Origin of the sequence: Lyngbya aestuarii BL J (assembly GCF_000478195.2) — a bacterium.
In the GTDB taxonomy this organism is placed as follows: Bacteria; Cyanobacteriota; Cyanobacteriia; order Cyanobacteriales; family Microcoleaceae; genus Capilliphycus; species Capilliphycus aestuarii.
Genome location: NZ_AUZM01000016.1, coordinates 74,588 through 95,165, shown reverse-complemented (window position 1 = coordinate 95,165; position 20,578 = coordinate 74,588). Strand labels below are relative to the sequence as shown.

The following is a 20,578-nucleotide window of genomic DNA, read 5'->3' as shown; positions in this document are numbered from 1 at the left end:
ATCAAGGTAAATTGTAGTCTATTCTCTCTATAATCTCATTGATCACAGAGCAGTTTGCAGAACGTTACCCAAATGTTTAGGGTTAACTGGCAGGATCATGAGAATCTTCTTAAAATAAAGATCAGTAAAAACCAGGAGAAATCACCCGTGTTCCGGTTTAAAAACTCACTACGCCAAACAAAGAAGTCTGTAGTGCGAAGATTTAAACTTCTTTATCGATATTGTGGACGATGGCTGCGCCGTCTCTATCGACGTGTGATGGCGATGAAGGGAACACCGGAATATTTGGCGAGAGGGCTAGCGTTAGGCGTGTTTGCGGGATGTTTTCCTTTCTTTGGCTTACAGATTTTGATGGGTGTCTCCTTCGCCGTGGTGTTTCGAGGTCACAAACTCTTAGCCGCAGCCGGAACTTGGGTGAGTAATCCTTTAACTTACGTGCCGATTTTTCTATTTAACTACAAAATTGGACGATTGTTGCTCGGTTCTCAACAACCCTTATTTGAGGATTGGGGAAGTTTACACTCAATTGAAGATATTTTAGCGGTTGGGGCAGAATTTGCGATCTGTTTATTATTTGGATGTTGTGTCATCGGGACAATGAGTGGGATTTCGACCTATTTGGCTAGCCTAAAAATTATTCGACATTGGCGCAAACAACAAGTTAAACAAGTTTGGAATCTTCATAAAATTTCGAGTAAAATTCCTCCCAAACGTAGAAAGCAGGAACTCGGAGAAAGTTAGGTTAAAACTTCTATAAAAGACTTAAAGATTTACTCCCCGTGCTTTCTCTCCCCTCGCCCTGCTTTGAAACTGGGGAATCAGAATATAAAAAGTCCCCCGCCCCCCCGTGACCCCCAATTCTGGGGGTATTTCTGAGGGGAATTAAACTGGGGCGGTTTTTGATGATGTTTCGTTGTCCGATGTCGGTTGAATTTCATCCAAAATTGCAATCACTTCTCGTTCAAACACAACTTTAGCACGATTGGTTTTTCCGCCCAGATACAAACGGTTATCGGCTTCTAAAACCCAAATTTGGGAGTGAGAAACATAACTCATTAATACACTCACCATCAACAACCCAAACCCTAAATAAACAATCGGAATTCCGGGGTCTGCTTTAATTTGGAGTCCGGTACTTCCAACGACTTCATCGATAAATAACGTGACGCCATTGACTTCGGTAGACATTCCGGGGCGCAACGTTGATACCAGTTGACCTTCATTATCATACAATAATAAAGTTCCTTGTAAATCCCTCGCTAACAGGGAAACACCCGCACTCAAATCAGGTTTTGTGGGAATCCAAGTTCCCCAAATTCGCCCATTTCCGCCTGTATCTAATTGTGCCATTGGCAGTTGTAAAACAGGGCTTCTATTCATCCGAATCTTAATTCCAGCAATTCCCCAATCTGCTTGATAAAAGGTCACACCATTGTGTTTGAGGGGTTTGTTGACGTGAATAGTTTGACGGTCAACTTCTGAACCCTGATTATCGAGAACGGATAAGTCGGAATAAAATTGATCAATGGTTCCGTCTGGAGTATAATCAATCCAAAATCTATTGACTCTAACTGACCAATCTTGAGGAACTTGAGAGGCAGCAAATGGCCCTGCATCAATAATCCGTTTAACTTGAAAGGTTTCTCCACTGGGAACGATTTCTTGGGCGATAAACCCGGTTAAAGAACCCACTAAAGAACCGATTAAAATCAAAATCATACTAGCATGAACAATAATCGGCCCGATACGTCCCATTAATCCTTTTCTGGCATAGAGTTTATGGTCTTCTTCAAAGATACGATAACGACGTTTTTGTAATAGCGTTTTCAGCGTTTCTAGAGAACCTGTTTCTATTTCTGCACTTAATGCGAGGTTTTTAAATTGTTTCGGACTTTGATAATAATTCCAGCGGCGAGCAGATTTCAAGTTGGGGAGTTGTCGGGTAAACGTACAAGCAATTAAGCTACTCCCAAACAGTAATAACAGCGTCAAAAACCACCAAGTTCGATAAACATGATCTAAGCCAACTAATGCAATTATTTTCCAGGTCAGAAACCCAAATAAAGCAGGATTTTCTGGATAATTCGCTTGATAAAATTCCAGAGATTCACCCTGTTCTATAACGGTTCCAGATACACTAAAAATCGCAATCACGAGTAATAATACAATCGCTAATCTTAAGTTTGCTAGAATCGGTAAAATTTCCTTCTGCAAAACTTTTAGAGGCGTTGTTCCCCAGTCAGAAAGTTTAGATAAAAATAATTCTTTTGCTGTCATTTTATGAGATTTTTTCTATATTTTAATATCGGTCTAGGTTATTGGAACAAATCGAGATAACAGCGAAAACACACCAAATCCGACTAATAACGCCCCACTCACGGGAGTAATCCAACCTGACCATTGTCGTAGAGAAAGCAGTTTTTTGATGCTAGCTGTAAAGGTTCCGGCTAAGACTAAAGGGGCGACATATCCAGCCGCATAAGCCAGGAGAAAAACCCCACCTAAGACCCAATCTTTTGAAGTCGAAACCCAAGCTAATAATGTTGCTAAAACGGGAGTGCTACAGGGAGAAGCGACTAAACCAAAAGTCAGTCCTAAAAAGTAGGAACGAACACCATTGGGAATGTTTTTAGGAATCCATTCCATCGTATCAAGAGCAGGTAGGGGAATGGGTAAAGCTTCCAATAAATTTAACCCCATTAAAATCGCAACAATACTGACAATTATCGGTAAGCCAATACCAATCTGACCATAAACTTGTCCGACGACTGTTGCTAGAATTCCTAAACCTGCTAAAGTTGTCGCTAATCCCAATGCAAACCAAGTCGATTGGGCTGCGGCTTGTAGACGATTTTGGGTTTCATAGCCGCCAATATAGCCAATGGTAATCGGTAGCATAGATAGCATACAAGGAGTGAGGCTAGTCAGCAAGCCCGCTAAGAAAATAATCCCCACACTCACCCAACTGAGTTGCGTTAATTGGGTTTTGACGAGGGTGTTGGCATATTGAGCAATTTCATACAGTTGAGTTTGGAGGCTATCGAGCATGAGTTCCGATACAGTTCACGTTCATCACAAATTGTAACGTTTTCTCAGTCTGACTAGAGTTATACGTCCCTATTCGTTAATATGACCATCGGGCATGATTGTACCTCGCATGAGAACACCTTTCAAATTTGTATCTTTTAAATTAGCGCCTTCTAAGTTAGCATTACTGAGATTTGTGATGTTTTGAGATTCTCTAAAATAATAGCTATGCAGGTCAGCATTACTGAGGTTACTGTGTGCTAAATTAGCATATTGAAGATTAGTGCCGTGTAAACTGGCTTGCTTTAAATTAGCTTTGGTTAGGTTCGTTCCCCACAGTTTTGCTTGTAATAAATTAGCATTTTCTAAGTTAACGTTGGTGAGATTTGCTAAGGTTAAATCTGCCGCCCACAACCCGGCTTCTCGTAAATCTGCCCCTTCTAAATTAGCCCGACGTAAATTCGCTCTAAATAAGTTCGCTTTTGTGAGTTTAGCATCTCTTAAATCAGCCCCGGATAAATCAGCAGATTTAAGGATGGCATTTCTTAAGTCTGCCCCTCTCAAATTGGCGCCTGAAAGTTTGACTTCAGATAATGCTAAACCTCGCAAATCGGCATTTCTAAAATCACAGGTTTTCCAAAGAAATGTTTTACAAGACTTGCTTTTCATCAGTCGATTGAGAGCTTGAGAATTTGAGGCTTGAACCGGAGTTGTTCCCCCGAATATCAATCCAATTACTAAGAATAGGATGATGACCAATTTCTGAAGATTCATACCTTTTCTCAATCCTCTTTATGGACGACAACCGATTTCGATATCTGATGATTGCACCTAATTTCTTGTGATAATCAGTCATCTGACTCCAACCCACAGATGTAGATTGAAGTCAAACCAAAGCAAAAAATTATCAACTTAGATGTGATTTTAAATCTATACTAAGTTTACCCAATCTCTATCCAATTGTCAAACCTAAATCATTAGGAGAAACGACAACAACTGAGTTTTGAACCGCATCCGGAAGAACATTCTGGACGATGCCCAAAAAGTCGCCATTGGTGCGGAAAATATAGGTATCTTGCCGGACAATATTATAACTAAGTTCTGAAGCACTAATATCGCCAATAATCGCAATGCGATCGCCTTCACCGATGTTAAAATCAGTAATCCGATCAACAGCATTAAAATCTCTGACTCCTGCCGATTCATCGACTCTCAACATAAACGTATCTGCACCGACTCCTCCTGTCATTGTATCTGATCCTAAATCCCCAATTAAATAATCATTTCCTCCGTCTCCATTTAAAACATCATTGTCTTGTCCTCCGCGAATAAAGTCATCTCCGTTCCCCCCAGAAATCACATCTTGTCCGCGATTTCCATTAATAATATCATTGCCATCACCACCATTAATGAGATCATTATCTTGACCCCCAAAAATATAGTCATCTCCGGCTTCTCCAGTAATCGTGTCATTACCTTGATTGCCATTAATCACATCAGCAATCGATGAACCTGTCGCCTGATCATTACCCCCTCGCAACAAAATCCCTGAAGTCGCTTGTTGAGCATCTTCCGGGGTAATTGTCACTTGATTATCGGCATCAAAGTCACTCGGAAACAAGGAAAAATTCAGAGGTAAACTGGTAAGATTAACCGTATTAATAAAGTTGTTTAACAATAGAGGATCGTCAATAACAGCAGACTCTCGACTAGGAACAATTCCCGCAACAACTTCTGCATCTTGAATGCGATCGCCTTGTTGAATTTGATCGACAACTGCAAACCCTTGAATGACCTCACCAAAAACGGCATAATTCCCATCTAAGAAGTCAGAATCCGATAAATTAATAAAAAATTGTGAGGAGGCAGAATTCGGGTCATTTGTACGCGCCATGGCGATAGTTCCCTGAGTATTTGGTAATACCGGAGGAACAGTTATTCCAGCTTGTTCAAAGGTTTGACCATAAATCGGTTCTGTAGCACCTTGAGGTAAAATTTCTAAAGGAATTGTCCGTTCTTGACCTGTTGTCGGATCAATAAAACCCCCACTTCCCAGTTGATTTTCTGGAAAATTGGGGTCAAGACTATTGGGATCACCCGCTTGAACAACAAAGGGATTGGGTTCACGAGCAACACGATGAAATGAAATCCCATCATAAAAATCTCGCTCAACTAAATCAATAAAATTTCCAGCCGTAATTGGGGCATTATCGCCATTAACTTGAATAACAACGGGTTGTCCATTAATAATCATAATCGCAACCGCAGAGCCAGTTAATACAGGTAGATCTTCCATTTTTTGAGGTAAATTGTTTGCAATAAAAGTCGTCAATTTGTTTAGCCTTCAGAAGTTGTAAAAAAGTTCAACTGACCGAGGTTAACGCCTTCATCTTGACCCGAACTAGAGCAATTAAGTTCCTTCAATCATCTAAAGACGAGATCAGGATCAACCGCAAAATTAGGATTGAGTCTATTTTTCTAAATTGTGTAAACTTATGTAAAGTACCTTCCCATTTTAAGTCATCATGTCCCGTCGAACCTTGATCCGTTTATTTCTAGCCGCTTGTTTGGCGGTCTTGAGTTTCAACCTAACTTCCCCGGCGTTGGCATTGGGGGGAACCCTACCGACCTTAAACCAACCCGCTCCTGAGTTTACATTACCGACGAATACCGGAGATGGAGAAATTTCGCTTTCTGATTATCAAGGTCAGTGGGTAGTTGTGTATTTTTATCCTCAAGATTTTACCTCGGGATGTACATTAGAAGCCCGAAGATTTCAACAAGATTTGCCCAAATATTTAGATCGAAATGTACAAATTTTAGGAATTAGTGCAGATGATGTTGATTCTCATGCTGAGTTTTGTGATTCAGAAGGGTTGAAATTTCCCTTGCTTGCAGATACAGACGGTACTGTGAGTAAAACTTACGGTTCTTGGTTGAACTTTTACTCGACGCGACATAGTTTTATTATTGATCCTGAAGGTCAATTACGAGAAACTTTTGTAAATGTTCGACCTGCAATTCATAGTCAAGAAGTTTTAGCACGTTTGGATGAATTGCAAGCCGATTCCTAATGTTTTGAAAAAGAGTCATTGACTATAAAAAACAGTCTATCTTTTTAGGTAGGCTTTTTTATGAGATATTTTTTTCCGTACCAAATAAACCAAATACAGGGAACTAAAATTACAATTTCCTGTAAAACAAAAATCAGATTTTGGAAGCTAAAAAGGGAAAATAAAAAGCCAAATAATCCAGAACCTCCATAGTTAAAACCGCCAAAAATAGTCAAGGGAAAAATGAAATAATCAGAAGTAAACGGCCAAAACAATTGTACTCCAGAAGGAGGGGCATCATCTGCGACCATTAAATCCAGAAAAATGTGACCTGCATAAAGTCCCCCTATCCATAAACTGAACCAATTCCAGTGTTTAAATTTTATTGATTTAGCGATCAAAGCTGTTAAGACACCAACAATAATTGCTAAAATCAAACTATGAGTTGCTTGACGATGAAAAATTCCAGGTTCTCCTCGCAATAAAATTCCTGCTAAGATATCTACATCGGGTGCATTGGCAATAAAAACGGACGTAAATAAGCAAGAAAGCCGCTGATATTTAGGGATATGGGGTTGAACGAGAATATACCCACAAATGCCTGCAAGTGAATGTCCGACGGGTGATGGCATGGGAAAGTTAGAAAATAGATAAACAACAAAACAGTCAGATTATTTCTACTCTCAATACTGTGAACTTTAAGCAGCGATTACATTTAGGGCGTAAGGCTTACGCCCCCTGATGAATAATCCTATAACTCGATCAATCTTTTCAGTGATTAACTGGGTTCAGGAATGCTAATATCAATCGCTGTAATTTTAGTTTCACTATCTAAAGTCGATAGCGGGGGCTGAATTTCGGCTTCATTTCCAACCACTAAAGTCACGATTTTGTCAAGCTTGAGATACTTTTGAGCAACTCGTTGAATATCCTCAATCGTTGTGGCTTCTACTTGACGTTGATAGTCAAAGATAAAATCTTGAGGATAATCATAAAATTCATACAACATTAAGCGAGACAAGGTTTGATCGGGAGATTCAAAATTGAAGATAAAGGAGTTTAGGGTTGACTCTTTAGCATAGGATAATTCTTCCGGTTTAACGGGTTCACGTTGAACTCGAGAAAGCTCAGTTTGAACGGCTTTAAGAAAGTCAACAGTCGCATCAGATCGAGTTTGTCCACCTGCAATAAAAACACCGGGATAATCATAATTAGCATTCCAAATCCCATAGACGGTATAAGCTAACCCTTGATAGGTGCGAATTTGGTTAAATAACCGTCCACCAAACCCATTTAATACCCCATTTAACACCATTAATTCGGGATAGTCCGGATTATTTCGTTCACCTCCGATGTGACCCATTTCAATATAACTTTGAGTCAATTGAGGTTGATTAATAAAATAGATTCCGCCTTGATGAACTTGATTTGTGTTAGGTTCAGGTGGAATTTCTAGCGTTCTTGCAGGTTTCCAGGTGCCAAATTTTTCAGCAATTAATGCTTTCATTTTATCAGTTTCAAAGTCACCCGAAATGCCTAAAATCATATTTTTGGGGTGAAAATATTTCTGATAAAACTCTACTAAATCTTCTCGCTGAATGTTATTGAGTGTCTGATATTCAACAGTACGAGCATAAGGACTATCTTTGCCATAAATTAACTTCTGAAACTCTCGTCCTGCGATCCGTTCAGGACTATCATTTCGCCGAGCAATTCCACCTTTTTCTTGAGTTTTAGCCAATTCCAATTTTTGAGCATCAAAAACAGGTTCTTGGACAACTTCTGCAAACAGTCCAAAAACTTCTTCTAAATCTTCACTCAATGCACTAAAACCTGCACTTCCGGCTGTTGTACCAATTCCAGTTTCGACGGCTGCCGCTTTTTGTTCAAGAATTTGATTTAACTCATCTGCGGTATGATCGGCTGTTCCTCCGGTTCGCATGACTTCTCCAGTTAAGCTGGCCAGTCCGACTTGATCGGCGGGTTCATATCGACTTCCAGTGTGAAATAATGCGGTTCCTCCAATTAAAGGAAGTTCCCGATCTTCCATTAGATAAACGATGATTCCATTATCAAGTTGATAGCGGGTATATTCGGGTAATTGAATTTCAGGTAAAGGCGGAAAATCCAGTTCAGTGTAATGTTTGGCGGTCGAGGCAACTGCCGGAGAACGCCAGGTGATAATTAATAACATCGTGGCGAATAGCAGTCCGAATAGAGATCGTTTTGATTTTCTCAGGTTAAATTTGGCTTGAGCTTGCATAATTGATGAATCGTCGAAATCGTTTAGAGAGGTGATAGATGGATGAATGAGAGTAACTTTTGGCAGTTAAAGCCTAAGACTCTTGGGATAATAATTTGCCAATGGTGCGATTTTCTGGGCGGAATGTTTCTTGAGCAACCCGTTGAATATCAGCCGGAGTAATCTTAGAAATGGCATCCAATTGTTTGAATAAATTCATCCAATTTCCGGTTTTTACCTCATATTCTAGTAAAGCAAAAGCCATCCCCATATTAGAATCTAACGATCGCAATAAATTCGCCCTGGCCTGGGTTTTTACCTGTTCTAATTCCGTTTGAGAAACAGGTTCGGTTTTCAATTTTTCGATCTGGTTTCGCAAGGCAACCGCCACCTCTTCGACAGAGTGACCCGGAGCAGTCAGAGCGTAAAATAATATTAAATTGGGATATTTATCACCCGGATAACCACTAAACCCTTCTGCCGCTAAAGCCACTTGTTGATCTTCGACTAAAGTTTGATAAAGGCGAGAGGTGCGACCATTACTCAAAATACTCGCGATCGTTTCATAAATCACATGATCGGGGTGAGACAGTGCCGGCCGATGATAACCCTCAAAATACCAGGGTTGAGACGGCAATTTCATCGTTACTTCTCGCGTTTCCTGTTGAGGCGGTTCAACGAGTTGTATTTTTGGCGGTTCAGGTTTGGCGGTGTAGCGTCCGAAATAAGTTTGAGCGAGTTGTTTAACTTGAGTGGGATAAACATCACCCACAATCGCAACGGTGAGATTATTAGGAACGTAGTAACTCTCAAAGAAATCCTCTACATTGTCTCGATCAAGTGTCTTTAAGTCTTCTACATAACCAATGACCGGACGACCATAAGGATGAACTTTAAACGCCTCTGCGGTGAAGTTTTCAATCATTTGACCGACAGGCGAATTATCAGTTCGGAGTCGTCTTTCTTCTAAAATCACCTGTTTTTCTTTAAAAAATTCTCGGAAAACGGGTTCAAGAAAACGTTCAGATTCTAGAGACATCCATAATTCCAGTTTGTTGGCGGGTAAACTGTAAAAATAAACAGTTGAATCGGTAGAAGTTGCGGCATTTAATCCCACTCCCCCCGCTCGTTCGACAATTTGAGAAAATTCATTCGGTTTAACAAACTTTGAAGCTTCAGTTTGCACCGTTTCAAATTCAGCCACTAACTGAGAAACCTGTTCAGATTTTCCTTGTTTTTCAGCCGCTTGAATCTGTTCAAAAAGCTGATCCATGCGTTCAAGTAAAGGCTTTTCTTGTTGATAATTCGTTGTTCCGATGCGCTTTGTTCCCTTAAAAGCTAAATGTTCTAAATAATGAGCCACTCCTGTTTGACCTGTCGGTTCATTGGCGCCGCCCACATCTGCATAAATGAGAAACGAAACAACAGGGGCTTTATGGCGTTCGAGAACAATAAATTTCATCCCATTATCGAGGCGAAATTCACTCACCTCATCCATCACCTGATCAAGATAAGGCTGAATGGAAGCACTGGAACGGGTGGGATTTTCATCAGCAAGCAAAGGGGTTATAGACAATCCCCACAATAAACCAATCAATAGGGTGCCAACAAATCCCCGCCAAATTCGGCTGCTTGGGATATGCTGAATACAAAGGGGAACACGCCAACTCGGAAACATAGGCTTCAGTCTCGTAAGGAAATACTTTCAGACGAATTTTAACATTCAAAGCATGAAGAGTTTTGTCATTTAAGCAATTTGCTCAATCACAAATGATAGGCTAATACAGCAAACTCAGGCTTTGAGAATACAGAACCCATTGGCTGAATGTGGGAACGGTATCATGCGATCTAGACTTACCGCCACTGATAACGGTTCCAAATCTCTCTTTCGACAAATCATCAGATATTTAACGATTAAACGATGAAAACTTTAAATCATACTCCTCAGTTGGAAACAGAAACTTCGGCTCGGATTTTAAAAGCGGCACAGCGATTATTTGCCCATAAAGGTTATGATGGCACAACAACTCGGGATTTAGCACAGGCGGCGGGTATTGCTGAAGGAACGATCTTCCGCCATTTTCCCAACAAAAAGGCGATTTTAATTGAAGTGGCGACGGAAGGATGGATTGAAATACTCACCGACTTGTTGACTGAATTGAGTGAAATGGGCAGTTATAAAGCCGTCGCGCAAGTGATGCGCCATCGAATGTTAAGTTTACACGAAAATACGGATTTAATGCGGGTTTGCTTTTTAGAGGCTCAATTTCACCCGGAATTGCGGGATCGCATTCAGTCGGAAGTGATTGCTAAAATGACGGATGTTGCCGAAGCATTTTTTGAGACGGCGATGGAAAAAGGGGCTTATCGTCCGATGAATCCTCGAATTGTCGCTCAGGTGTTTTTAGGAATGTTTGCGGTGGCTGGATTTAGTTACACGACGTTAATTGAACCCGGAGCAAATCCTAAAGCAATGCAGGAAATTGCCGAAGGTTTAGCAGATATTTTTCTCAATGGGGTCTTAAATACAGAAGCCAGTTCTTAAGAGATTTTTGGATCGCGAAAGTTAGGAAAAAGAGAATAAAAAATCGGATCAATTGTGGGCTACCCAAACGCGAAAAATTTGGCTTTACTCAAGTCGAATGTGTTGGGTTAGCCCCTTTTTATCGATCTAAAACGACTGCGCTTCCTGCACCCATCGTTGCACCACGGCTACAGACGGACACAAATCGCGCCGTTGCAAGGTGATCACGTGCAGACGGAGAACTTGTTGGTGGAGTCGGTGAACAGGCATTTGCGCTAACTGAGTGACTGAGCCAATTCCGGCATGAAGCAACAGTCCGCAATATTTACATCCAACACTTGGAATTCGTGATAAATCAGCCATCGCCACCCATTTACTGACTTCTCGTAGGGTGGTTTGCAAAACATTTGCGAGCATCATTTTTTGGGCTTGGGTGCGGCCTTTTTGTAGAAGTTCAGTCGTTGTGGTAATTTCACATTTCTGACTGAGAAGCTTTTGATTGTTTGAGGTTAACCCTGGAAGTTCAGCAATCGGCCAATCACAAGCTTGTATTGAACGTTGAGGTTTGGATGGAGAGACGGCCATAGGAGCATAGATGAATTTAGAGTACAACAAATTTCTGAACAGACAACTTTCACAAATGTGTTCTTGATGTCCGTTCAGTTTTAGCATCATAACCTTTAAATCTCGAACCGAGTTCTTTTAGATCGTGATGCGGGTTCTTTATTGTAGCAGTCTATTCTCGGAAATTCAGGTATAGGAAGACACCAGAATTTGTTACAATTATTAGCATAATTTTAATCTAATTTGTCTAGATGAGTTTTTGCTATTTTTCTTCGCTACAGGACGGGGTTTCCGCCCCAATTTTTCTAGGGATAGACTGAAAGTAAATTAATCCGTTCTATTGTCCGCTGATTTTCTTCAGGTGTCCCTACAGTAATGCGTAATCCCCCCCCAGTCTGACGAATTAATGTTCCTTGAGACTTGAGTGTTTGCAGAACTTGATCTAGAATTTTATCAGTATCGCGAGCCAAATCTTCAGACTCTAAAGATTTCGGACGAACATAAACAAAATTTGCGTTACTCGGCCAAACTTTTAACTGGGGATGTTGAATAATTGCATCCACTAACAAACGACGTTGAGCAAGAATTTCAGGAATAACAGTTAATAACTGGTCTTGATAACTTAACGCCAATTCAGCCGCAAGTAAAGAGAAACTGGGGAGATTATAAGGAAGTCTAACTTTCTCTAAAATCGCAATAAAATCAGGATGCGCGATCGCATATCCCACCCGTAACCCCGCCAACCGAAACGCCTTAGAAAAAGTTCGTAAAATTACCCAATTTGGATGTTGAAGAAGTTCACCCAAGAGAGTTGTTTGACTAAACTCAAAATAAGCTTCATCAATCACGACTAAAACTTCTCGGGGTAAGCTTTTTAACCAGTTGATTTCGGCTTCTGTTAAAGCATTCGCTGTTGGGGAATTGGGATGAACCACAAATACAACTCGAATCGGTGCTTTTTCTGGGTGTTCAATTGCATTTTGAGCGGCGGCTAAGTCCATTTCAAAATTGTCTTCACAACGCCCAATTTTTACCACCGGAATTCCTAACGTTTTTGCTAAAATCCCATACATTGAGAACGTCGGATTTGCCACTAAAATAGAACCTTCTCCTCCTAAACAGGTGGCAATTAATAGAGATCGAATTAATTCATCTGAACCATTTCCTACACAAAGATTAGTAGAATTAACAGGGCTTTCAGCATCGGGAACTCCCCGATTGACATAATTAACAATCGCATCTTTTAGTGTAGTATGAGAACCATCCGGATAACGATTCGTTTCAATTTCATGCTGATAGGCCCAAGCCAGCTTTTGTTTTAACTCCAAGGGGAGATCATAAGGACATTCGTTGGTATCTAAACGATCTAAAATAATCTCAGATGCGACTGGACTCCCAGAGTCTCCACCCGGATGAGGAGCATAAGCTTGAAATTGAGCCAGATCATTGCGAATGAAGGGAAGCATAGGGCTAAAAATAGTGAATAGGTTACAGGTATCAGGTGACTAAATCCTAACCCCTAATCCTCTAATCCTACAAAATCGTAACTTGAATATTGGACAAACTCTAGATTTTTATGGTTTCTCTTAAACTTGATATTGGTTATCTTCCCACACCACCGGAATTAGTCACTGCGATGCTGGATAGACTCCGGTTAAACAATCAGGATGTATTGTATGATCTCGGCTGTGGAGATGGACGAATTGCGATCGCTGCGGCCGGGCGTTATAGTGTTAGAGCAGTCGGAATCGATATCGATCCAGAACGAATAGAAGAAGCAAACCGGAATGCTAAAATAGCCGGAGTTAGTCAGCGAGTAGAGTTTCGTTTGCAAAATTTGTTTGAAAGTGAGATTGGGGAAGCAACAGTCGTTTATATTTATCTATTACCTCACCTCAACCTCAAACTCAAACCTCAGTTTGACCAACTCCAACCGGGAACTCGTATTATTTCACGAGATTTTGAGATCGGAGACTGGAAACCTGATCAGCAGTTTCATATTAAAGGCGCAGAAGAAGAATCAACCTTTTATTTTTGGCAAACCTGACGAAATAATTCGGCTAACTTGTTGGCTTCTGTGGTAATATTATGCTGATTAGCAACTTGTTCTGCTCCAGATTGACCCATTTCTTCAAGTTGTTCACGAGGAGTTTGTAAAACAGTTTTCAGCCCTGCTGTCAGTGCTTCAGTCGAACCGGATGGAACCAGCCAACCGCTTTTATTCGGTTCAACCAATTCCGGAATTCCAGCAATATAAGTGGTTAAAGCCGGACGTCCTAGAGCCAGCGCTTCCATCAACACCACCGGGAGTCCTTCTGCAAAACTCGGTAAAACGAGGGCTTGAGCGGCTAAAATTTGTTCTCGAACTTGTGTATTGGTTGCCCAACCTGTAATTTCAATGTAATCTTTGAGATTGAGTTGAGCGATCAGAGTTTCCATTCGTTGGCGAAATGGCCCATCTCCGACAAATACCAGCTTAAATTGAATTCCTTGGGCTGCAAGTTGACTAACCGCTTCAAGGAGGACTAAATGACCTTTTTGTTCGCTCAGACGTCCGATACAAACTAAGCGCGGTTCATCGGGAATGGGAACGTGAGGTTGCTCTAGAAACAGATTATCAACTCCGCAGCGAACCACCTGAATTTTAGACCATTGTTTATAGTCACACCAGCGATACAGTTGACTTTTTCCAAAAGAACTAATAGCGACAACAAAACTAGCTCGATTGATTTTTTCGGTTAAATTAATGGCTTGAGGTTGATCAAATTCTTCAGGGCCATGAACAGTAAAGCTATAAGTTGGCCCTCCTAAAGCGTGACAAAACATCGCAACAGTGGTGGAATTTGTCCCAAAGTGAACGTGAATATGTTCAACCTGTGACTCTAAAACCCATCGTAACATCACACAGGCTTCTGCCAGATAGATCAGATGATACAGGATACCCCGTTCAGATTTTTGACCGACTTGGAAAGCGAGTCTGAGGGCGGAAAAGAAACGAAAGGGACGAGTGACAATTCCCCACAATACACTTAAAAATAAACCGATTGCTCCCACTTTGAGAATAAATCGAGTTTTGGTAAATTCCTGTTTATCCGCTTCGTCTACTAATTGACTTTCTAAAGAACGAACAGAAAATCTCTGAACTTCAATTCCTGTGGCTTCAACCGCCAAGATTTCCCGACGAATGAAGCTATGGCTAACTTTAGGATATTGGTTAACAAGATAGGCAATTTTCATGGTTTTAAAAGTGACAGGTTTCAGGGGTGAGATTTCGGAAGAGGGGGAAATATTAACTGTTCCCTAATCACAATTAATCAGTCAGGAGTTTGGTAGACCCGTCAATATTGTTGATGAGGAAATAGAACCCATCCCTACTTTAAATTAGCCCCGACTTGATCTCGTTCCGTTCTTACCCATTCTTTCTCCCGTTTAACAAGAAAACCGAAATAAAGCGGAATTTTCCAGAGGATATACACAGGTACACTGAGTAAAGTCCAGCCTGAAATTCGCTCTCGACCGTATTTTGCCCAAGCTGCTACAATTGCTACTAGCATTAGTCCACCTGTAATACTATTGAAAATAGCAGGTTGCCAAGATAAACCCAAAATTCCGACGATTGTACTAATAACTGTTATCCCTAACCATAGCATCACCAGCAAGGACAGAGGCGGTACAAACAGGTCTAAAGCCATTACCAATAAGTCGAGACGTTTTTGCTGAAGGGAGGCTTTTAGGAGTCGTGGAACTTGAGTTAGGATGGTTTGGAGATGGCCATGTTCCCAACGGGTTCTTTGTTTGGTAGCGGCTTGTTGCTGTTGAGGGAGAATACCTGTGACTCGCCCTTGGGGACAGTATAAAGGCGGATGACCTGCGATCGCTAAATCGACACCAAGCTGCATATCTTCGACAATATTACCACTGGCAACGCTGATTTGACGCAAAATTGACCAGGGAAAAGCCATTCCCGTTCCAGTTAAAGCACAAGGGAAATTGAGGCGTTCAAGTCCTTGAGGACGAACTTGATTTTTGACTAAAAAGGCTAAGGCTGAGATCGAGTCTTTGGGTGTAGGTTGATCGGGAATTTCCATTAAGTATAAAGCTTGTACGGGTCTTCCGGTAGCGATCGCTTTTTGAGTAATTTGTTCTAGGGTTCCCGGTTCGACTCTACTATCGGCATCAACCATCACTAAAACATCGGGCGGATCAGTTTCTAAGAAGCGCAAACCATAGTCTAAAGCGTAACCTTTTCCGCGTTGATCGGGGTTTTGACGTTCTAAAACGGTGACTCCGGTTTGACGGGCAATGTCGGCTGTTTTATCGGTACAGTTATCGGCAATTACGATTATTTTATCCTGGTTTTTTAATTGAGGTAATAAAGATTTAATTGTAGCTATAATTCCCAATTCTTCATTATGAGCTGGAATTAAAATTGTCACTCGTGGCTGGAAGTTATTTAGGGATGAATCTTTAGATAAGTCAGGAAAGACAGCGAAAATACATTCAAAAACAAAGACCAAAATTGGAATGGCTAATCCTAGCGCTATTCCCAAAATAAAAAGAATTAAGAATCCGCTCATACTTGACCTCTAATTTCCGCCTATCTCTTAAAATTTTATCAGGTCAAATTGGTGATGACAAGATAAATTTTTGTCCGGAATCTTAAATTGTATAATAAAGTTCACATTTTTTGTCTCTATAAATCGATAGATCTAGGTCTAACTTTTGGAAATGCTGGCCCGTATAATTTTAACTCTCCTGCCCCCGAATCACCGATTGAAGTGGCGAATAGTAGAACTTTACAAAAACTTTAATAAACTCGAAAAAATTTTACACAGTCTTTCCCTCGTGGGAGTCTAAGCTTGATAGGATCGCAAAAGTAGCTCAGTTAAATTCTAGATTAATCCAGATGCGATCGCTCCGGGTCAGAAGATTGCTGTAACTGACACTGTAGAAATACCACAACAAAGGGCTGACGATCACTAAAGAGAAGGATTATACTGGATTCGATAGAAATTCATTATAAAGTGAGGACTGCCTGATGTCTCTGTCAGATTTCAGAGTGAGGCTGATATTAGTTCAGCAGATGTGCAGAATGATTGACCGACGATTTAATTTGGACGTGTATCAACAGGTCAAAGCCTAATTTAGTAAAAATAGGGGTGTAGACTTCAAATTATTTTTTGAAACGAAGAACAATGCAAATCCAATCGATTGGGATATCTGTCACCAACTTAACCCTATATACGATTCTCAGTCTGAATCTACAATTACCCGTTTTTGCCCAAAATCGACCGTTGATTCCTCCCGTAAATCAGACTCCGAATGCGACAGAGTTACCCCAACTCGATAGTACCTATAATCTGGGTACTGGTGATCGACTGCGGTTGGATGTATTTGGAGTTGAAAAGTATAGCGGGGAGTATCTGGTTTCAACGGATGGAACACTGAACTTACCCGGAATTGGTACGGTTCCAGTACAAGGACTGACGTTACCCCAAGCCCAAGCCCGCATCTCTGAGCGATATCGTGCTTTATTGAAACAGCCTGTAATCACTCTGAGTTTGATTGAATTTCGTCCAGTACAGATTGCGATTTCAGGAGAAGTGAAGCGTCCGGGGTCTTATCGGATGGCGGGAGTTCCAGGTCAAGCAGGGGGGGGTGATGGACAACTTCCCCGAGTCACACAAGCGATTCAGTTGGCTGGAGGTTTAACAAAGGCGGCCGATTTAAGTCGTATTCAGCTTCGACGGACGACACCCAATGGTTCAGTCGTGACCTTAAACCTACAAGAGTTGCTAGAACAGGGAAGTTTGAACCAAGACCCAATTTTACTCGATGGGGATAGTATTTATGTTCCGACAGCAGTGAGTATTGATTCCTCCCAGATTCGTCAAATTGTTTCATCGGGTTTGGTTTCAGCAGAAAATGAACCGTTACAAGTGGTTGTCGTTGGCCAAGTATTTCGTCCGGGAGCTTACACGGTAAGTGCAGAAAATGATAACTCCAATCCAGATCGGAAGAGACCCAAGCGATTCAAATTGCGGGAGGAATTACCAACTCAGCCGATATTCGGAATGTAGAAGTTCGTCGAATTACAAGAACAGGCTTACAAACGACTGAGATTAATTTGTGGGAACTGCTTCAGTCTGGTGATATCAATCAAGATCCTTTTCTGCAAGAAGGGGATACAATTGTAATTCCGACAGCTTCAGAGATAGATCCAGAGGAAGTAGAAGCTTTAGCAACTGCCAGTTTCTCACCAGAAACGATTAATGTTAATGTCGTTGGAGAGGTGGTAGACCCCGGTATTTTGCAAGTTCCTCCTAATACGCCTCTCAATCAGGCTATACTCGCAGCAGGGGGATTTGATAGTATTCGCGCTCGTAAACAAGAGGTAGAATTAATTCGCCTAAATCCGGATGGTTCAGTGACTCAGGAGAATCTTACTATTGATCTAGCCCAAGGAATCAACGATCAAAATAATCCGATCTTACGGAATAACGATATTGTTGTGGTTAGCCGATCAGGTTTAAGTCGTTTTGGAGATGCCACATCAGAATTTTTTAGACCTGTAAGGGATATTATCACTCTAGGTGCAGTTTTGAGATTATTTGGAGGTAATTAATTATTCGGTTTGATGAGAAAGTTTTTATTGAGAGACGCTTTGAATTGTAATGGGTAATCCCCGCAAGATTGTGGGGAGCTTTGGGAATCTCAAGCTTCCAACCTGCATCCTTTGATGCTGTCATTCAAATGCTCAATGATTAAGATAGAGTAAGACTATTTAAAGTTCTAGGTAATTATGCAGCGCGATACTGTAGCAATTGACTCAGATGATCTAAAGGGTTCACAATTTGCCGATGAGACGGAGGAGTTGACAGCTTCTTCGACTGGCGGCGGGTTGAGTTTAGGCCCAGTGTTAAGAACCGTTCAGCGAAAAATTATTTTGATTGCTGGGGTAGCTGGAATTGCCACCATTGCAGCCAACAGGTTTATTGAAGACCCACCTCCAACTTACGTGGGCAATTTTCAGATGTTGGTTGAACCTGTGACTTCAACCGATAAGTTGACTGATCCTTTAACCCTTAACCGCACCCAAGGAAACCCCAACGATAATTTATTTAATTTAGATTATCCCACTCAGCTAGAGATTTTGCAAAGTCCAGAAGTTTTAGATGAAATTGTTGCGAAGGTTCAAACGCAATATCCAGACTTTAATCTGAAAAAAATTCAAAAGAACTTAGTCGTTGAGCGTTTAATTGGAGAAAACAGGAGATTTGATATAACTAAAATTCTAGAAATTAAATACGAAGGCTTAGATCCGGGTTTGATTGAGCTAGTCTTACAAGAAACGGCTGAACGGTATTTGACATATAGTGTAGAGGAGCGCAGTAGTGGTCTTCGCGAAGGGATAAAATATATTGATACTCAACTCCCGGACTTAGAAAAACGGGTGAATAGCTATCAAAATCAACTCCAAAACTTGCAACAAGATTATCAACTCTTTAATCCCCAAACTCGGGGAGAAGAACTCTATGAACAAATTCGCCAACTTGAGGCTCAACGAAATGAAACTCAAAGACAACTTCAAGAATTAACAACTCAGTACAATAATCTGCAAGCTAAACTGAATTTAACCCCCGATGAAGCGATTGCGGCTTCGAGCTTGAGTGAAGCTCCTAACCGAACTCAATTATTAGCCAGTTTAGCAGGAATTGAAAACGAAATTGCTAAACAGTCTGCGGTTTATAATAATAATACGCCGGAGATGCAATTACTCCTGCAACAACGAGCCAATATTCAGCAATTACTAGATCAAGAAACCCAAAGAGTTTTAGGTGAAAATTCCTCAACAATTTCGCCAAGTTCTTCAGTTTTAGGATTTCAAAGTTCAATTCGTCAGCAACTGATTGGACAGCTTGTGGAAGTCAGCAATCAAATCCAAATGCTCGAAGTTCGTTTAGCTGGATTAGAGCAATCTCAATCCCAGTTAGAGCAACAAGCGGTAGTTTTCCCGAGTATTTCTCGTCGATATGCAGAATTACAACAACAACTTGAACTCGCCAATGGAAACCTCAGGCGACTGCTCGAACAGCGAGAAAGACTGCTCCTAGACACGGCTCAAGATAACGTTCCTTGGGAAGTAATTTCTCAACCTCAAGTTACAGAAGGTGAAAGTGATGGGGGATCGAAAAAGTTAATTATGGGTCTAGGTGGCGGTTTAGCGGTGGGATTGGCTCTGGCTCTTTTAATCGAGAAACTCCACAATATTTTCTACAGCATTGATGATCTCAAGGATGCGATCAAGCAGCCGATTTTAGGGATTATTCCCCGCCAGAAACGACAATCTACTCTGAGCTTATTTGGGAGTTCTCAACAAAAGCTCTCTCAATTTATGGATGCTTTTGATGCGCTTTATGCAAATATCCGCTTTCTCTATGGAGATTCTCCAATACGTTCCTTAGCAGTTTGTTCGGCTGAGTCTGGAGATGGAAAATCCATGGTAGCTTTACATCTGGCTCAAACCATTGCGAGTATGGGTCAAAAAGTATTAATTGTTGATGCTAACTTACGTCATCCGCAACTCCATCAAAGCTTAGGTTTACCCAACCAAAAAGGACTCAGCAATCTTCTGACTGATAGCCGCATTGCTCCGAGTATTCTGATTCAACAGTCGGCAATGGCAGATAACCTATTTGCCTTAACTGCGGGAGTGCCAACCGCCGCAGCAATTAAACTTTTAGGGTCAGCTCAGATGCGGCATATCGTCGATGAACTTCAGAAGACATTTGACCTGGTAATTTACGATACACCTCAGTTAAAAGACTATACCGATGCAACTTTTCTCACCGGACATCTCGATGGTTTGATTATGGTGGTCGGAATTGCCAAAACCCATCAATCTGTGACTGAAAATGTACTCGCTCAACTCAATAAGTTTCATCTCCCCTGTTTAGGTGTGGTGGCTAACCATACCCAGCGTTACTCCGACCGTAAAAATGCTCCTTACTTAGCACAGACAATTTCTGTTCAGAACACAACAGAAGAGATGGAACCGTTGATCTAAGTCTGACTTTCAGCGAGTTATCGGTGAAACCGCAACAATAGAAAGTCCTGACTTCCTGATGAAACATTGAACTTAATTTAAGAAAACATCAGGGTAGCCAT

Annotated in this window: 18 protein-coding genes; 7 read left to right on the top strand and 11 right to left on the bottom strand. The window is 41.1% G+C overall.

Translation table 11 applies throughout. The features are described from left to right. Positions 1-147: 147 nt before the first annotated feature. A complete protein-coding gene (locus tag M595_RS09325; protein WP_071809897.1) occupies positions 148-741 on the top strand; it encodes a DUF2062 domain-containing protein in 594 nt (197 codons plus the stop codon). A 141-nt stretch (positions 742-882) separates the two neighbouring features. Here the strand turns inward: M595_RS09325 and M595_RS09320 are convergent, their stop codons facing one another. From M595_RS09320 to M595_RS09305, 4 genes are all read right to left on the bottom strand, one after another. Further along, entirely contained in the window at positions 883-2,277 is a 1,395-nt protein-coding gene (locus M595_RS09320) for a cytochrome c biogenesis protein (RefSeq protein WP_023065843.1), read from the bottom strand. A gap of 33 nt (positions 2,278-2,310) precedes the next feature. After that, positions 2,311-3,048, bottom strand: a complete 738-nt coding sequence (locus M595_RS09315) for a cytochrome c biogenesis protein CcdA (RefSeq protein WP_023065895.1) — start codon at positions 3,046-3,048, stop codon at positions 2,311-2,313. A 69-nt stretch (positions 3,049-3,117) separates the two neighbouring features. After that, positions 3,118-3,801 carry a pentapeptide repeat-containing protein gene (locus tag M595_RS09310; RefSeq protein WP_023065869.1) on the bottom strand — a complete coding sequence of 228 codons (684 nt, stop codon included), beginning with the start codon at positions 3,799-3,801 and terminating at the stop codon, positions 3,118-3,120. 178 nt (positions 3,802-3,979) lie between these two features. Beyond that, complete coding sequence (locus M595_RS09305; RefSeq protein WP_238987046.1) at positions 3,980-5,359, bottom strand: peptidylprolyl isomerase; 1,380 nt, start codon at positions 5,357-5,359, stop codon at positions 3,980-3,982. Positions 5,360-5,552: 193 nt separating this feature from the next. Here M595_RS09305 and M595_RS09300 point away from each other — a divergent pair, with 193 nt between their 5' ends. Beyond that, a complete protein-coding gene (locus M595_RS09300; RefSeq protein WP_023065935.1) occupies positions 5,553-6,101 on the top strand; it encodes a peroxiredoxin in 549 nt (182 codons plus the stop codon). Between the two features lie 44 nt (positions 6,102-6,145). Here the strand turns inward: M595_RS09300 and M595_RS09295 are convergent, their stop codons facing one another. The 3 genes from M595_RS09295 to M595_RS09285 all read right to left on the bottom strand — a co-directional run bounded on the left by M595_RS09295 (position 6,146) and on the right by M595_RS09285 (position 10,000). Beyond that, entirely contained in the window at positions 6,146-6,712 is a 567-nt protein-coding gene (locus M595_RS09295; RefSeq protein ID WP_023065910.1) for a metal-dependent hydrolase, read from the bottom strand. A 146-nt stretch (positions 6,713-6,858) separates the two neighbouring features. After that, entirely contained in the window at positions 6,859-8,343 is a 1,485-nt protein-coding gene (locus M595_RS09290) for a M16 family metallopeptidase (RefSeq protein WP_023065852.1), read from the bottom strand. Positions 8,344-8,416: 73 nt separating this feature from the next. Next, positions 8,417-10,000, bottom strand: coding sequence for a M16 family metallopeptidase (locus M595_RS09285; RefSeq protein WP_023065888.1), 1,584 nt, complete (start codon positions 9,998-10,000; stop codon positions 8,417-8,419). 243 nt (positions 10,001-10,243) lie between these two features. Here M595_RS09285 and M595_RS09280 point away from each other — a divergent pair, with 243 nt between their 5' ends. Beyond that, positions 10,244-10,867, top strand: coding sequence for a TetR/AcrR family transcriptional regulator (locus M595_RS09280; RefSeq protein ID WP_023065924.1), 624 nt, complete (start codon positions 10,244-10,246; stop codon positions 10,865-10,867). 126 nt (positions 10,868-10,993) lie between these two features. On the opposite strand, the gene M595_RS09275 is transcribed toward M595_RS09280, so the two are convergent. Next, positions 10,994-11,431 (bottom strand): DUF4332 domain-containing protein, encoded by a 438-nt coding sequence (locus tag M595_RS09275; protein ID WP_023065851.1) that lies wholly within the window; start codon positions 11,429-11,431, stop codon positions 10,994-10,996. Positions 11,432-11,715: 284 nt separating this feature from the next. Then, positions 11,716-12,876, bottom strand: a complete 1,161-nt coding sequence (locus M595_RS09270; RefSeq protein ID WP_023065856.1) for a histidinol-phosphate transaminase — start codon at positions 12,874-12,876, stop codon at positions 11,716-11,718. Between the two features lie 110 nt (positions 12,877-12,986). Between M595_RS09270 and M595_RS09265 the strand changes: the two genes are divergently transcribed. Further along, on the top strand, positions 12,987-13,457 hold the full coding sequence (locus tag M595_RS09265) for an SAM-dependent methyltransferase (protein WP_023065930.1): 471 nt from the start codon (positions 12,987-12,989) through the stop codon (positions 13,455-13,457). Here the strand turns inward: M595_RS09265 and M595_RS09260 are convergent. Both M595_RS09260 and M595_RS09255 read right to left on the bottom strand, forming a co-directional pair. After that, positions 13,439-14,647 (bottom strand): glycosyltransferase, encoded by a 1,209-nt coding sequence (locus M595_RS09260; RefSeq protein ID WP_023065929.1) that lies wholly within the window; start codon positions 14,645-14,647, stop codon positions 13,439-13,441. The two genes, M595_RS09265 and M595_RS09260, sit on opposite strands and share 19 nt — an antisense overlap. Before the next feature lie 134 nt (positions 14,648-14,781). Further along, complete coding sequence (locus M595_RS09255; RefSeq protein WP_023065871.1) at positions 14,782-15,987, bottom strand: glycosyltransferase family 2 protein; 1,206 nt, start codon at positions 15,985-15,987, stop codon at positions 14,782-14,784. A gap of 618 nt (positions 15,988-16,605) precedes the next feature. Between M595_RS09255 and M595_RS30100 the strand changes: the two genes are divergently transcribed. The 3 genes from M595_RS30100 (at position 16,606) to M595_RS09240 (ending at position 20,477) form a co-directional block, all read left to right on the top strand. Beyond that, complete coding sequence (locus M595_RS30100; RefSeq protein WP_023065857.1) at positions 16,606-17,490, top strand: polysaccharide biosynthesis/export family protein; 885 nt, start codon at positions 16,606-16,608, stop codon at positions 17,488-17,490. Positions 17,491-17,537: 47 nt separating this feature from the next. Next, positions 17,538-18,035, top strand: a complete 498-nt coding sequence (locus tag M595_RS30095) for an SLBB domain-containing protein (protein WP_023065918.1) — start codon at positions 17,538-17,540, stop codon at positions 18,033-18,035. Positions 18,036-18,212: 177 nt separating this feature from the next. After that, positions 18,213-20,477 carry a GumC family protein gene (locus M595_RS09240; RefSeq protein WP_023065906.1) on the top strand — a complete coding sequence of 755 codons (2,265 nt, stop codon included), beginning with the start codon at positions 18,213-18,215 and terminating at the stop codon, positions 20,475-20,477. Positions 20,478-20,578: the final 101 nt, after the last annotated feature.